General features: G+C 73.4%; 13 protein-coding genes. 6 read left to right on the top strand and 7 right to left on the bottom strand.

Annotation, left to right across the window (positions count from 1 at the left end; translation table 11 throughout):
• Nucleotides 1-81: 81 nt before the first annotated feature.
• The 4 genes from ACFO60_RS35685 to ACFO60_RS35670 form a co-directional block, all read right to left on the bottom strand.
• Nucleotides 82-2442, bottom strand: a complete 2361-nt coding sequence (locus ACFO60_RS35685) for a GMC oxidoreductase (RefSeq protein WP_380850035.1) — start codon at nt 2440-2442, stop codon at nt 82-84.
• Entirely contained in the window at nt 2432-3532 is a 1101-nt protein-coding gene (locus ACFO60_RS35680; RefSeq protein WP_380850032.1) for an alpha/beta fold hydrolase, read from the bottom strand. Before ACFO60_RS35680 ends, ACFO60_RS35685 begins: the two co-directional genes overlap by 11 nt.
• A gap of 132 nt (nt 3533-3664) precedes the next feature.
• Complete coding sequence (locus ACFO60_RS35675; protein ID WP_380850029.1) at nt 3665-6580, bottom strand: helix-turn-helix transcriptional regulator; 2916 nt, start codon at nt 6578-6580, stop codon at nt 3665-3667.
• Nucleotides 6581-6804: 224 nt separating this feature from the next.
• Entirely contained in the window at nt 6805-7461 is a 657-nt protein-coding gene (locus ACFO60_RS35670; protein WP_380850026.1) for a TetR/AcrR family transcriptional regulator, read from the bottom strand.
• A 124-nt stretch (nt 7462-7585) separates the two neighbouring features.
• Here ACFO60_RS35670 and ACFO60_RS35665 point away from each other — a divergent pair, with 124 nt between their 5' ends.
• Nucleotides 7586-8776, top strand: coding sequence for a cytochrome P450 (locus ACFO60_RS35665; protein ID WP_380850023.1), 1191 nt, complete (start codon nt 7586-7588; stop codon nt 8774-8776).
• 12 nt (nt 8777-8788) lie between these two features.
• Nucleotides 8789-8980: a ferredoxin gene (locus tag ACFO60_RS35660; protein ID WP_380850020.1), complete on the top strand. Its 192-nt coding sequence runs from the start codon at nt 8789-8791 to the stop codon at nt 8978-8980.
• Nucleotides 8981-9053: 73 nt separating this feature from the next.
• On the opposite strand, the gene ACFO60_RS35655 is transcribed toward ACFO60_RS35660, so the two are convergent.
• Complete coding sequence (locus ACFO60_RS35655) at nt 9054-10232, bottom strand: PP2C family protein-serine/threonine phosphatase (RefSeq protein WP_380850017.1); 1179 nt, start codon at nt 10230-10232, stop codon at nt 9054-9056.
• 38 nt (nt 10233-10270) lie between these two features.
• On the bottom strand, nt 10271-11068 hold the full coding sequence (locus ACFO60_RS35650) for an alpha/beta fold hydrolase (protein ID WP_380850014.1): 798 nt from the start codon (nt 11066-11068) through the stop codon (nt 10271-10273).
• A gap of 143 nt (nt 11069-11211) precedes the next feature.
• Here ACFO60_RS35650 and ACFO60_RS35645 point away from each other — a divergent pair, with 143 nt between their 5' ends.
• From ACFO60_RS35645 to ACFO60_RS35630, 4 genes are read left to right on the top strand one after another with little or no spacing between them, the layout of a single operon-like run.
• Complete coding sequence (locus tag ACFO60_RS35645; RefSeq protein ID WP_380850011.1) at nt 11212-11622, top strand: TOBE domain-containing protein; 411 nt, start codon at nt 11212-11214, stop codon at nt 11620-11622.
• A 13-nt stretch (nt 11623-11635) separates the two neighbouring features.
• Nucleotides 11636-12433, top strand: coding sequence for a molybdate ABC transporter substrate-binding protein (gene modA, locus ACFO60_RS35640; protein ID WP_380850008.1), 798 nt, complete (start codon nt 11636-11638; stop codon nt 12431-12433).
• 4 nt (nt 12434-12437) lie between these two features.
• Nucleotides 12438-13280, top strand: a complete 843-nt coding sequence (modB, locus tag ACFO60_RS35635) for a molybdate ABC transporter permease subunit (protein ID WP_380850005.1) — start codon at nt 12438-12440, stop codon at nt 13278-13280.
• Nucleotides 13277-14308 (top strand): ABC transporter ATP-binding protein, encoded by a 1032-nt coding sequence (locus ACFO60_RS35630; RefSeq protein ID WP_380850002.1) that lies wholly within the window; start codon nt 13277-13279, stop codon nt 14306-14308. Before modB ends, ACFO60_RS35630 begins: the two co-directional genes overlap by 4 nt.
• A 70-nt stretch (nt 14309-14378) precedes the next feature.
• Here the strand turns inward: ACFO60_RS35630 and ACFO60_RS35625 are convergent.
• Nucleotides 14379-14863: hypothetical protein (locus tag ACFO60_RS35625; RefSeq protein WP_380849999.1), on the bottom strand; the 485-nt coding region annotated here is incomplete at its 5' end.

Here is a 14863-nt window from a genome sequence, read left to right as displayed (position 1 = left end):
TCGCCGGACTCCGGGGCCGGCGGCCGATCGGCGGGGGATCCACCTCCCCCTGCGCCGATCGGCCGCCTCGGGGTATCCGCCTCACCCCGGTCCGTAGACGTCCCAGAGCTGGCCGACGAAGAACCTCCCGAACCTGGCCAGCGCGGCGATGCCGTGCGGGCCCTGCGTGTGGAAGCTCTTCAGCGTCGCCGCGAGGTCCATGGGCTGGATGTGCAGCGTCCCAGCGCCGGCCACCTCGGCCTGACGGTCCTCGCCCTCCGGAACGTGACCCCACATCACTCGCGTGAACAGGGTCGAGGTGTCGAGCCACAGCCGTGTGGCGGGCCCGTGATGAACGTCCTTCCAGCCGGCCAGCGTGCGCGGCAGGCCGTCCGCGCCGGTGAACCACAGCCGGTAGCGCATCTCGCGCCGGTCGGGGGCGCCCCCGGCGGCGAAGAGGTTGAACCATCCCCGCTCGACCGGCCGCCGGCCCCCAAGGAAGTCGGCGTCGACCCATCCCTCCGCCCGGGCGAGGTGCTCGGGCTCGGCCAGGAAGCGGTCCAGGTCGGCGATCGAGATGGTCAGCCGGAACGTGCACCGGCCGCCGTGCGACCGCTCGGCGAGGTCGCCCGAGCGCGGGTCGGCCACCCCGAGCGCGATGTGGCCGGTCATCTCCTCGCTGAACGACAGCGACGTGCGCTCGGCGCGGTCGCCGGCCACGAGGCTCCCTGTCACCGCGTGCGGGCCAGCGGGCACCGCTCCCGTTCCCACGCTCATCTCAACCTGTCCTTCTCTCTTGGACCGTGTCGTCACAGGTCGTCGTTCCAGGAGCCGGGTGCTCATGCGGTCGGCCAGCGCCGCGATCGTCAGGGAGGGGTTGGCGCCCACAGGCCCCGGCAGGGCGGCGCCGTCGGCGATGAACAGGCCGGGATGGTCGAACACCTCGCCGAAGGCGTCGCAGACGCCCTCGCCGGGATGCCGCCCCATCGGCGCGCCGCCGAGCGGATGCACGGTGATGATGCGCTTGCCGAGCCAGGAGGGCATCTCTCCGTGCTCGGCCCCGAGCACGTGGGCGATGCGGCGCATGGTCGCGCGCACCCGCTCGAAGTGCTCCTCGCTCGCCTCCTGGTTCCACTCGACGTCCAGCCTGCCGCCGCGCAGCCGCAGCTCGCCGTCGGGGACGTCTCTGCCCATGCCGAGCAGCGGCAGCGAACTGGCCGACAGATCGGCGTCGCCCATCAGCCCGGCGACCTCCGCCGACAGGTTGGCGTCCCGGGTGACGAACGCGCGGAGCCGCTCGGCGATGAAGCGGGCGGCCCGCCCGATCTCGTTGCCCGCGTCGACGCCTTCGACGAGCCAGTCGATGAACGCCGGGTAGCCGCCGTCCTGGATGTAGGCGCCCCGGCCGCTCTCGCGGGTGGCGTCGGCGTCGTCGGCCAGGCGGATCGCACTGGTGATCACCGGGCCCCGGCTGGCGTTGATCGGCCGGGTCCTGCTGCGGTCCTTGGCCCTCAGCAGGAACGCCAGCAGGTCGCCGTTGCCCGAGAAGCGCGTCCCGAGCGTGTCGCTGAGCCCTGGCAGGTCGCCGCGGCTCTTCAGCAGCAGGAACGTCGTGCCGTAGGTGCCCGCGGCCAGCACCAGCCGGTCGCAGCCGATGGTGCCCGCCCCGCCGCCGGGGTGGTGGCGCAGGTAGTCCACCTCGTAGCCGCCGCCCGCGCGCGGCCGGATCGCCCGCGCCTGGTGGAGCGTGCGCAGCTCCGCGCCGTGGTGGCGGGCCGCGGAGAGATAGGTGTGGTCAAGGCTGTTCTTCGACCCGTCGTTGCAGCCGATGTCGCACTCGCCGCACAGCCGGCACGTCTTGCGGGTCACACCGTGCACGTTGCCGTACGGCGCCTCGGCGATGGGCAGCCCGATGCCCGGCTCGGCGCCGCGGCGGGGGGCGAAGCTGACCGCCAGGGGCGGCAGCCGCCACTCAAGGCCCAGCTCGGCCGCCGCGTCCTGCATGGCCCGGGTCTTCGGGACGTCGAAGGCGGGGTTCTCCAGGGGATACGGCGTGACGTCCAGCATCCGCTCGACCGCGTCGTAGTGCGGGTCGAGGTCGGCCCGCGTCACAGGCCACGACTCGTACCCGCCCGCCGTGATCGGCTCCTCGTGCACGAACCAGTGCTCGTCCTTGCGGAGCATCACGTTCGCGTAGATCAGCGAGCCGCCGCCCAGGCCGCTGGCCACCACCGAGTCGCAGCCGCCGAAGCTCCACACGTCGTACATGCCGTACAGGCCCTCGGCGGGATCCCAGAAGGCCTTGCCCATCTCGGCGGGACTGCGCGGGAAGGAGCCCGGCGCGAAGGCGCGGCCCCGCTCCAGCACCACCACCGACAGCCCCGCCGAGGCGAGCCGGTACGCCGCGACGGCCCCGCCGAACCCCGACCCGACGACCACGGCGTCGTAGTGTTCAGCCGGCATGGCGCTTGAGGAAGTCGAGGACGCGGGGGAAGACGTCGATGTGGGCGTTCTTGCCGATGAGCGGGTCGATGTGCCCGTAGCCGGGCAGGACGTGCAGTTCGTGGCGGCCGGGCGCCCGCTCCGAGAGGATCTTGTGGCAGACGACGTTGGAGTCGGTGAACACGTCGTTGTGGTCGCCGGTCAGAAACAGCACGGGCGTCTCGACGCGGTGCGCCCCGGCCAGGTAGTCGTCCGGCAGCCCGGCGTGGGCGGGGTTGCCGGGGTCGCACTTCACGGCCCGCCCGGCCCGCACCATCTTGTTGATGTGCCGGTAGTAGTTGACGTCCGCGGCGCCGTTCAGGTCGGCCAGGCGCTCGTGAACGTGGGTCTGCGGCGCGAGGTTGCCGTGGCGGTACATCGCGGGACGGCCGTAGCCCCACATGAAGCTCTGCATGTGACAGGCCGGCTCGCGGCACTCGGGATGCAGCAGCGAGACCGCCCGTGCCATCAGCCAGCGGCGGGTCAGCGGGGGAGCGTCGTGGAAGCGCGGGTCGATGTAGCACAGGCCGAGGCCGTACTCCAGCAGTGCCGGGCCGAGGCCGAGCTTGACGCGGGCCCTTCTGTGGACCCGCGGCGTCAGCCCCACACTGTTGGCCACCATGCTCGTGACGCCGTCGAGCGCCCCGCCGAACAGGCTCATCTGGAACGACACCGACCCCAGGCAGTGCGCGATGACGTGGATCCGCCGTGCCCCAACGTGACGGCGGAGCTCTCTCATCGCTGCGGGATGGTCGTAGGCGGCGATGTCGTCCAGGGTCTGCCGCCGGGTCTCCATGTTGTAGGGGAACCGGTTGCTCATGCGGAAGTCGAGCGTCCAGACGTCGCCGAAGCCGCTGTCCAGCAGGTAGCCCACCAGATTGCGGTGCTCCGGCATGATGAACATGTCGCTGGAGGAGGTCAGGCCGTGCACCAGCAGCACGACGTCGTCGGACTCCTCGGCGAAGAACCGCGTCAGCGTCAGGCCGAGCTCGTCCTCGGTCGAGAAAGGATGCACCGACACCTCGGCGCCTGAAACGCCCTCGAGCGTGTACCGGGGAATGCGGTGCTCCATCCGGCCGACCTCCTGTTCGTGACCCGCCCCAACAATGCCAACCGCCGCGGCCCCGCCGCATCGTGGAAACCCCGTACATCCGGCGCCGCGGCGCACCTCGTGGAAGGCGCTTTCACGGCGTGCGACTCCCGGTCAGGAGCCGCGGTTGAGCTTGGTGGCCACCCCGACGCGCGAACCGACGCCGAGCTTGGCGAAGATGTGCGACAGGTGGGTCTCGACGGTGCGGACGCTGAGGAAGAGCTGCTCGGCGATCAGCTGGTTGGTCAGGCCGTCGACGACCAGGGTGGCGATCTGCAGCTCGCGGGGCGACAGCCCGTACGGCGCGGCTCCCGGCGCGCCGCGCTCCGTGGTGGCGACGCGCACGCCGTTGCGCCGCTGCTCGCGCATGACCTGCGCCCGCAGCCCGCGGGCGCCGCACGCCAGGAAGACCTCGGCGGCGTCGCGCAGCCGTTCGCGGGCCAGGATGCGCTCGCCCGCGTCGCCGTAGGCCAGGGCCGCCAGCAGCAGCGCCCGCCCGGTGTCCACCTTGCGCTCGTGCGCGGAGAGCAGGGAGGCCGCCTGGTCGGCCAGCGCGGCTGCTGCGGCCGGCTCGGACGCCCGCAGCGCGTGGGCGCGGGCCAGAGGCAGGAGGCCGGAGAACGCCGGCAGGTCGGGGTGGGCGAACCCGGCGGCCCGGTCGGCCCACGCGGCGGCCGCGGCCGGGCGGCCGAGGGCGGCCTCGACGTGGGCGAGCAGCTCGGTGCTGGCCAGGAGCGTGCCGCGGTCCAGGCGCGAGCCGTTGAACTCGTCGCAGGCGTCCAGGATGGCCTCGGCGCCCTCCTCCAGCCTGCCGGCGGCGACCAGGGCCACGCCGCGGGCCTGGCGCGCCATGTCGCCCCAGGCCTCGCCCGCGCCGACGCCCACCTGGACGGCCTCCTCGCCGGCGCGCAGTCCGGCCTCGTTGTCGCCGGACCAGGCGGAGGCCAGGCACAGCTGTGTGAGCGCGAAGACCAGCTGCTGGCCGGACTCCATCAGCCGGGCGCCCTCGACCGACTCCTCCACGGTCGCCAGCGCGTCGGGCAGCCTGCCGAGCAGCACCTGGGTCTTGGCCTTGCCGGCGAGCAGGTTGGTCAGGATGTAGGTCTGCCCGGTGGAGCGGGCGACGGCGGCGGCCCGCTCGAAGTGCCGCAGGGCCATCGAGTAGCGGCCCATGTTGGTCTCCGCCCAGCACAGCCAGGCGACCGCGTCCAGCCACTCGGCCAGGTGCTCGTCCAGCGCCGAGGAGATGAGCCCGTCGGCGGCGTCCGCGCTGCGCAGCGCGTCGGCGATGTTGCCGGCCGCGTAGGCCGGCATCGGCCGTAGCGCGGCCACGGCCATCGCCAGGTCGGGCCGCCAGTCGTCGCCGGAGTCCGGCATGAGGTCCAGCACGGCCTGGGCGGCGCGGAAGTCGCCGCGCATCATGCTCTCGGCGACCAGCCGCATGCGCAGTGGGACGGCGGCGGCGGCCCGGGGGTCGGGCATGCGGCGCAGCTCGTCCAGCAGCAGGGCCCGCGCCTCGTGCGGCCGGTCGAGCTGGCGTTCCATCAGCGCGCAGATGCGGGCGGCCCTGGCTCGGCGCGTGTAGTCGTCCGGCGGGAGCATGCGCAGCAGCTCGCGCGCGGTGTCGCGGCCCTCGGTCAGCCGGCCGCTGACGCCCTGGGCCCGGCTGAGCTCCATCAGCAGCTCCAGCCGGTCCTCCAGGGTGGCGGGCTCGTCGGGCATCAGGTCCAGGGCCTTGCGGAACCAGTGGGCGGCGGTGACCGGGGCCTGCGGGGCGACCCTGCGGGCCGCCTCGACCAGGGTGGCGATCGCCCGCTGGTCGCCGAAGGAGCCCGCGCGCTCGAAGTGGTGGGCCTGGACGGTGGCGGGCGCGCCGAGCGAGGCCAGACGGCCGGCCAGGCGGGCGTGCGCGGCGAGCTGCCAGCCCGGCGCCGAGGACTCGTAGGCGGCCTGCCGCACCAGGGGGTGGCGGAACCGGAAGCGCCCGGCGGCGGCGGGGCGGACGATGTCGCGGGCGCTCAGCTCGTTGAGCGCCTCCAGCACGGCGGCCTCGGAGACCTGCGCGGTCACGGCGGCCAGAGCGGGCTCGAACTCGTCGGCGGTGACGGCGGCCGCCTGGGCGACCAGCAGTGAGCGGGGGGACAGGTCGCCGAGCTCGACCTGGAGCGCGGCGCGCACCGTGGGCGGCAGCTCGCCGACGTCCAGCCGCTTCATCCGCGCCAGGGCCTCCAGGTAGAGGGGGTTGCCGCCGCTGGCCTCGTACAGCGCGAGGCCGCGGGTGCGGTTGACGTCCGGGCCGAGGAGCTCCTCGGCCTCGGCGCGGGTGAGCGGGCCGACGGTGACCTCTTTGCCCCGCGCGCCCGCGCTCATGACCAGGGCGGACAGGCGCGGCCCGGCCTGCGCGGGCCGGTAGGCCACCGCGACCAGCACCCTGCCGCGCGGCGGGTGGCGGACCAGGTGGTCCAGGAACTCGGCGGAGCTGTCGTCGGCCCAGTGGACGTCGTCGAGGACGAGCGCGAGCCCGGCGGGAGAGGCCAGTTCGTCGATGAGCTGGCGCAGCGCCCGGTAGAGCCGGTAGCGGACCATGCCGCTCTGGTCGGCGTCGTCGTCCTGGCCGGCGGCGTCGTCGCGGTCGGGCATCTTGGCCGCCAGGGCGGGGAATACGGCGGCGAGCCGGCGGGCCTGCGCCGTCCCGAGCCGCTCGCACAGATCGTCGCGCCGGGCCTCCAGGTGATCGTCCAGGGCGTCGACCAGCGCGCTGAACGGCATGATCTGCTCGAACTCCGCGGCCCTGCCCCAGAGCGCGGTGAACCCGCGGCGGGTGGCGGACGCGGCCAGTTCGGCCAGCAGGCGCGTCTTGCCGGCGCCCGGCTCGCCGACGACGGCGAGGAATTGGAAGCCGCGGCTCACCGCGGCCTCGACCGCCTGGGAGAAGGACTTCAGGGCGTCTCGCCGGCCGACGAGCGGGGCCTCGCCGGGAAAGGGCCTGTCTGCGTCCTCCCGGAATGGCGGAGTCCCACCACTGTTCATCTCATGTACCCCACAGCGCGACGGAACACCAGGAACAGCCGCGCCGCAATGCAATTTCGCCGGGAAGTTGACGCGGGACTCCGCGGGAGCCGGGCCTTCATGGTCGAGGGATCTCCACGCGGACGCCCTCGGACCATGATTTTGGCGCAAAATCGGCCGGTGGCGAGCCGAACGGGCGGATCAGACCTATTCCGCCCATAATGCTCGCGATATGGCCCGGTCGGTTACACTTCTGTGGCAGCCTGGCCGGTGCCGCCTGCCCGTGGCCTGTCGAGCGAGCGCACCCCGTACAGGGCGATCTCGATGCCCCGCTCGACCGCGGCCCGCATCAGGTGCGGCGGGTCGCCTCTGTCCCTGCCGGCCGTCACCGCCTGCTTGACCGCTCCCACGAACCCGCCGATGGCCGCCCCGGCCTCGATCGGGTCGAGCTCGCCGGGGTAGGCCCGCAGCAGCGCGCCCGCCAGCTCGCGCTGCACCTCGAACAGCAGGTGCAGGGCCCGGGCCTGGAGCGCGGGCACCGACATGATGAGCCGCGTGCGCGCCGGGTGAAGCTCAAGGACGAGCTCGGCCTCCTCGGTGTCGAAGCGCAGCGCCTCTCTCGCGACGCGCAGGAGCAGGTCGGCCACCGGTTCTCCCGGCAGCCGGCTCGCGATGACGCCGAGCGCGCGTTCGACCCGCGGGCGGGTGTCGAAGAAGACCACGTCCTCCTTGCCGGAGAAGTAGCTGAAGAACGTGCGCGTGGAGACCTCGGCGGCCGCAGCGATGTCGGCCAGCGTCGTCCGCTCGTACCCGTGCCGCTCGAACATGCGCACGGCGGTCTCGATGAGCGTGCGGCGGGTGCGCAGCTTCTTGCGCTCCCTCAGTCCAGGACCACCGGCCATGGCCGGACTTTACTCCACCCGCCAATAAATTTCATCCATTGCAATATCGGAGGAGGTACTGTTTTCTGTGAACACCGAGAACGACGTTTCGTAACAGAGGCTGTCAACTCCGAGGAGCGCGTCCATGCCCAACGCCGCATCCCAACCGGTGACCTTCCCGCTGACCCGCGAGACTCCCCTCGATCCCCCCGAGTCCTTCGGACGCTGGCGTGAGGAGGACCCGCTGCGCCCGATGCTCTACGCCGACGGCCACGTCGGCTGGCTGGTGACCGGCTACCCCGCCGCGCGCGCGATCCTCGCCGACCCCCGCTTCAGCACCCGCCTGGAGCTGCTGCACCCACCGATCAACCAGAGGCTGTCCCAGGCCCGCCGGCGTCCGGGGTTCTTCCTGCGGGATGACCCGCCCGAGCACACCCGCTTCCGCAAGCTGCTGACCGGTCAGTTCACCGTCCGCCGCATGAAGCAGCTCGAACCGCGGGTCGAGAAGATCACCGCCGACCGGCTCGACGAGATGGAGCGCCTCGGCGCGCCCGCCGACCTGGTCCAGGCCTTCGCGCTGCCCATCCCCTCCCTGGTGATCTGCGAGCTGCTGGGAGTGCCGTACGACGACCACGAGCGCTTCCAGCGCTACTCCTCCACCCTGCTCAACCTGGACGCCACGCCCGAACAGGTGCAAGGAGCGCTCGACGACCTCGACGGATACCTGGGCGAGCTGGTGGCGCGCAAGCGCTCCGAGCCGGACGACGCCCTCATCAGCGGGCTGATCGAAACGGGGCAGCTCACCGGCGAGGAGATCACCGGCGTGGCGATGCTCCTGCTCATCGCCGGCCACGAGACCACGGCCAACATGCTCGCGCTCGGCACCTACACGCTGCTGCGCAACCCCGCCCAGCTCGCCGCGCTGCGCGAGGACCCCACGCTGGCCGACGGCACCGTCGAGGAGCTGCTGCGCTACCTGACCATCGTCCACCTCGGCCCCGTCAGGGCGGCCCTCGCGGACGTGGAGGTGGCGGGCCACATGATCAAGGAGGGGGAGGCCGTGACGCTGTCCCTCGGCGCGGCCAACCGCGATCCCGAGCGCTTCGACGACCCCGATAAGCTGGACATCAGACGGCAGGCCGTGGGTCATCTCGCCTTCGGTCACGGCATCCACCAGTGCCTCGGCCAGCAGCTCGCCCGCATCGAGATGCGCATCGGATACCCGGCCCTGCTGCGGCGCTTCCCGCACCTGCGGCTCGCCATACCGGCCGACGATGTGGCGATGCGCTCGAACATGGCGATCTACGGCGTGCACCGGTTGCCGGTGGCCTGGTAGGAGGTTCCCGTCATGCGGATCAAAGCGGATACCGAGCGTTGCGTCGGAGCCGGCATGTGCGCTCTGACCGCCCCCGAGGTGTTCGACCAGAGCGAGGAAGACGGCACCGTGCTCCTCCTGACCGAGGAGCCGGCCGCGAAGGACGAGGCGGCGGCCGGCCGCGCGGTGCAGGTCTGCCCGTCGGGCGCCCTGTCCATCGTCTGACCTGGGCCGCGGCGCCGGCACGGCATCGGCCCGGCCACGGGCCGCGGTGCCGGGCGGTGCGGGCGCGCGTCAGTCAGCCGGGGGAGCCTTCCGCGGCCGCGGCGGCGGGCACGCCGAGCGCCAGCAGGGCGGTGTCGTCGTCGAGACCCGCGCCGAACCCCGCGAGCAGGCCCACCACGGCCTCGACCGCGGCGGCGGCCGGCGCCGGGGCCGTCCGCCCGGCGAACGACAACAGCGCATCGGGGCCGAAACGCTCCTGGCCGGCGCCGGTGCGCGCGTCGAGGAGCCCGTCGGTGTACAGCAGCAGCGTGTCGCCCGGCCGCAGGCGCGCCTCCGCCGAGACGAAGGACGGGCGGGGGAGGACGCCGACCAGCATGCCGCCCACGGTGGGCAGGTAGCGGGCCTCGCCTTCCGCGCGCAGCAGCAGCGCCGGAGGGTGCCCGCCGCCGGCCACGGTGACGGCGAAGGCGTCGCCCTCCGGGGTCAGCGTGCCGACGATGACCGTGCAGTACCGCTCCCCCGTCCCGACGGCCTCCCGGAGGGCCGTGTCCAGGATCTCCAGCATCCCCACCGGCCGGGGGTCGTGCAGCGCGGCGGCGCGCAGCGTGTACCGGGTCAGCGAGGTCACCGCCGCCGCCTCCGGCCCCTTGCCGCACACGTCCCCGAGGAAGAAGCCCCACCGGCCGTCGCCCAGCGGGAACAGGTCGTAGAAGTCGCCGCCCAGGTTGTCGGGCGAGGCCGTGTGGTAGTGCGCGACCGCGTCGAGCCCCGCGACCTCGGGCAGAGACGGGGGCAGCAGGCTCCGCTGCAGCGTGGCCACCACGCGCTGCAGCCGCTCGCGGTCCCGGTCGGCCTCCTGCCGGGCGCGCAGCAGCTCTCTTTCGTAGGCCCGGCGGTCGCGGGCGTCGAACACCGTGGCGCGGATCAGCAGCGGCCGTCCGCCCGCGCCGGTCTTCACCACCGAGGTGACCAGGACCGGCAGCCGCTCGCCGCCGGCGGCCCTCATCTCCAGCGCGATGCCGCGGATCTCGCCCTGCATGCGCAGCAGCGGGGCGAAGTGGGTCTCGTGGTAGAGCCTTCCCCCGACCGTCAGCAGGTCGGAGAAGGACATGCGGCCCACGACCTGGTCCCGCTCGTAGCCGAGCCAGCCGAGCAGCGTCCGGTTGACCTTGGCGATGCGCCCGTCGAGGAGCGTGGACAGGTAGCCGCACGGGGCGTCCTCGTAGAGCTCCGCGGCGCTGTCCTCGAGCAACGCCGCGAATGCCGTGTCCGTCAGCCCGGAGCCCCGCATCAGCCGCGGGCGAAGCTCGCGATGGCCCCGGCCGTGGCCTCGGGCGCGCTCAGCTGCGGGCAGTGGCCGATCGCGTCGAGCGTGACCAGGCGGCTGCCGGGGATCGCCGCGTGCACGTACGCGCCCACCTCGCGCGGGGCGATCACGTCCTGCTCGCACTCGAGGATCAACGCCGGGACCTTCACCGTCGCCAGGTCGGCCCGGCTGTCGGACAGGAAGGTGGCGCGCGCGAACACCCGGGCGATCGCCGGGTCGGTGCGGCAGAACGCGCCGGCGAGCTCCTCGGCCAGCTCGGGCCGCTCGGGGTTGCCCATGATGACGGGGGCCATCGCCCCGGACCAGCCGAGGTAGTTGTCCTCCAGCGACTCGAGCAGCTCGCCGATGTCGCCGGCGCTGAACCCGCCGCGGTACTCCCCGTCGTCGATGTAGCACGGCGACGGCACCAGCAGCACCAGCCTGCCGAACCGCGCGGGCTCGCGGTCCGCGGCCAGCACCCCGACCATGGCGCTCACCGAGTGACCCACGAACACCACGTCGCGCAGGTCGAGCTCCTGGCAGACGTCCAGGACGTCCTGGGCGTAGCCGTCCAGGGACGCGTAGCGCTCCTCGCGCCAGGCCGACAGGTCGGACCGGCCGGAGCCGACGTAGTCGAACAGGACGACCTCGAACTCCTCGGCCAGCGTGGGCGCCACCAGCCGCCAGAGGTTCTGGTCGCAGCCGAAGCCGTGCGCCAGCATGACGACCGGTGCTCCGCGTCTTCCCGTCACCACGACGTTGTTCCTGCTCCGGATGTCCATCTAGGCATCGTCTCATTCAACGCCTTAAACGCATATCACCCATCGCGCCCCATGGTGACCGGCTGTTCGGACGGGTGGGGCTCGCTTCTGCGGCGAAAAAAGGGTATTCAGGGTGGAATGTGCGAGGGGTAGGGTGAAGGCTTGTGACGACGTTTCGGATCAGCGAGGCCGCCGCGCTGCTCGGGGTCAGCTCCGACACCGTGCGCCGGTGGGTGGACGCCGGGCGGCTGGCGGCCGAGCGGGACGAGCACGGCCATCGGCGGGTGGACGGCGCCGATCTCGCCGCCTTCGCCCGCGACCAGGTCGAGACGGACGGCGACGGCGGACGCTCATCGGCGCGCAACCGCTTCCGCGGCATCGTCACCGAGGTGATCCGCGACGCGGTGATGGCGCAAGTGGAGATCGCCGCCGGGCCGTTCCGGGTGGTGTCGCTGATGAGCCGCCAGGCCGCGGACGAACTCGGCCTCGCGCCGGGGGTGGTGGCGGTCGCCGTGATCAAGTCCACGAACGTCGTCGTCGAGATCCCCGGCCACGAACGCGTGGCCGGCGGCTAGGTGAGGAGTCCCCTTGGTCACGCGCTTCTCCCGATGGGCCATCGTCCTTCCCGCCGCGCTCGCGATCGCCGGGACGGCCGGCTGCGGCTCCGGCCGGCCGGCCGGCACACAGGCGTCCGCCCCCGCCGCCGGCGGTGACGCCGAGGAGGTGACCGTGTTCGCGGCCGCGTCGCTGACCGGCACCTTCACCGAGCTCGGCAAGACGTTCGAGGCGGCCCACCCCGGCACGACGGTGAGGTTCAACTTCGGCTCCAGCGCCACGCTGGCCCAGCAGATCACCCAGGGCGCCCCCGCGGACGTGTTCGCCGCGGCCAGCCCCGCCACCATGAAGACCGTCACCGACGCCTCACTCGCGGGCACCCCGACGACGTTCGCGCGCAACAGGCTCCAGATCGCCGTCCCCGCCGGCAACCCGGCCAAGGTCGACGAGCTCGATGACCTGGCCGACCCGAAGGTCAAGGTCGCGCTGTGCGCGCGGCAGGTGCCGTGCGGCGCCGCGGCGGTCAAGGCGCTGGAGGCGGCGGCCCTCACGGTCGAACCGGTCACGCTGGAGCAGGACGTCAAGGCCACCCTCACCAAGGTCGAGCTCGGGGAGGTGGACGCCGCCCTGGTGTACACCACCGACGTGCTCGCCGCCGGTGACAAGGCCGAGGGCATCGCCTTCCCCGAGGCAGGCAAGGCGGTCAACGACTACCCGATCGCGACCTTGACCAGGGCCCCCGCGCCCGGGCCGGCCCGGCGGTTCGTCGAGCTGGTGCTGTCGGCCCAGGGCAGGGATGTGCTGAGCAGGGCCGGCTTCGAGACGCCCTGACCCGATGACCTCCACCACGCCCGCACCTCCGCACAGCGGCCCGGACCATCCCGCGACGGGCGCGGTCGCGGGCCGCCTGCCCTGGGTGCTGGTGGTGCCCGCCGTACTGGGGCTGGTCTTCCTGGTGCTGCCGCTCGCCGGGCTGCTGATCCGCGCGCCCTGGCCGACGCTGCCGCAGCGGCTGGTCGAGCCACAGGTGCTGCGGGCGCTGCGGCTGTCGCTGATCACCGCCACGCTCGCCATGGCGGTGTGCCTGCTGCTCGGGGTGCCGCTGGCGTGGCTGCTGGCCCGCGTGCGCTTTCCCGGCCGGCGGCTGGTCCGCGCGCTGGTCACCGTCCCTCTGGTGCTGCCGCCGGTGGTCGGCGGCGTCGCGCTGCTGCTGGTGCTCGGCCGGCGAGGCGTGGCCGGGCGATGGCTGGAGGCCGCCTTCGGCGTGACGCTGCCCTTCACCACCGCGGGCGTCGTCATCGCCGAGGCGTTCGTCGCGATGCCGTTCCTCGTCATCAGCGTCGAAGGGGCGCTGCGCGCCGCCGACCAGCGGTTCGAGGAGGCCGCGGCCACGCTGGGCGCCTCCCGCTGGGTCGTCTTCCGGCGCGTCACGCTGCCCCTGGTGGCGCCCGGGGTGGTCGCCGGGGCCGTGCTGTGCTGGGCCAGGGCGCTCGGGGAGTTCGGCGCCACCATCACCTTCGCCGGCAACTTCCCCGGCACCACCCAGACCATGCCGCTGGCCGTCTACCTCGCCCTGGAGACCGACCCCGAGGCCGCCATCGTGCTCAGCCTCGTCCTGCTCGCCGTCTCCGTGATCATCCTGGCCACCCTTCGGGACCGGTGGGTGAACAGCCCATGACCCTCACCGCCCGCCTGGTCGTCGCCCGGCGGAGATTCCGGCTGGACATCGAGCTGGCGGTCGCCGCGGGCGAGGTCGTCGCCCTGCTCGGCCCGAACGGCGCCGGCAAGACCACCGCCCTGCGCGCCCTGGCCGGGCTCGGCGGCCTGGCCGGCGGCCACATCACCCTGGACGGCGCCCCGCTGCACGACCTGCCGGCCGAGGCCCGTCCCATCGGAATGGTCTTCCAGGACTACCTGCTGTTCCCGCACCTGTCCGCCCTGGACAACGTCGCGTTCGGGCCGCGCTGCCACGGCGCGGGGAAGGCCGAGGCCCGCAGGGCGGCGCGCGACTGGCTGGAGCGGGTCGGCCTGGCCGATCACGCCGCGGCCCGCCCCCGGCAGCTGTCGGGCGGTCAGGCCCAGCGGGTCGCCCTGGCCCGGGCGCTGGCCGTGCGGCCCCGCCTGCTGCTGCTCGACGAGCCGCTCGCCGCCCTCGACGCCCACACCCGCCTTCAGATCCGCTCCGAGCTGCGCCGCCACCTGGCCGACTTCGACGGCGCGACCGTCCTTGTCACCCACGACCCCCTTGAGGCCATGGTGCTCGCCGACCGGCTGGTCGTCATCGAGAACGGCGCGATCGTCCAGCAGGGCACACCGGCCGAGGTGGCCCGCCGCCCGCGCACCGACTACGTCGCCCGGCTGGTCGGGCTCAACCTCCACCGCGGCACCGCCGACGGCCGCCAGGTCACGATCGGCGAGGTGGCGTTCACCGTCGCGGAACACCTCAAGGGGCCCGCGTTCCTGGCCTTCTCCCCGGCCGCGGTGGCCCTGTACCGGGCACGGCCCGACGGCAGCCCGCGCAACCTCTGGCAGGCCACGATCGGCGGCATCGAACGGCACGGCGACAACGTGCGCGTCCACCTGGAAGGCACGATCACGGCTTTCGCCGACATCACCCCCGCCGCGCTGGCCGACCTCGGCCTGACCTCGGGCCAGGTCATCTGGGCCTCGGTCAAGGCCACCGAGACCCACGCCTACCCGGCATGACGCCCCGGCCCCGCCGGCGCCGCCACGTCCCTCGGCCGGCCGCCGGGACGAACGGCGACAGCCCCGGCGTTCAGGGCATCGGCATCTCGTGCTCGCCTGTGGGCGCCGTGTGCCCCTGCGGCATCGGCTCGCCGGAGGGCATCGTGTGGCCGCCCATCCGCACCGTGCCGCCGAGCGTCGCCCGGAACGGCTCCAGCATCTCCGGGGTGTTGCCGAGCACGATCCAGCGGGTGCCGACCAGGTACGCGCCGCCGTAGCTCAGCGCGTCGTCCAGCCACTCCTGCTTGCCCTTCTCCGAGGCGAACGTCGTGACGGAGTACTGGCCTCTCGCCGTCTTGCACATGCCCTGACGCAGCTCCTTGGCGTCCACCTGCATCCGCGGGGCCGTGCACCCGGTCCTGACGGCGATCTGCTCCACGGTGGGCGGGGCGCCCGAGGCGGCCTGCGCCCCGCCGCAGCCGCCGAGCGCGCACAGAATGAGGGCGGCCGCGGCCGGCGCCGCCCACCGCGCGCGCCGCCCGCCGCCGGGCGCGCCCGCCGGCCCGGCCGTCACGG

Origin of the sequence: Sphaerisporangium dianthi (assembly GCF_042654065.1) — a bacterium.
Classification (GTDB): domain Bacteria; phylum Actinomycetota; class Actinomycetes; order Streptosporangiales; family Streptosporangiaceae; genus Sphaerisporangium; species Sphaerisporangium dianthi.
Note: the sequence above shows the minus strand (reverse complement) of the source record. Positions and strands in the feature narration are given on the sequence as shown.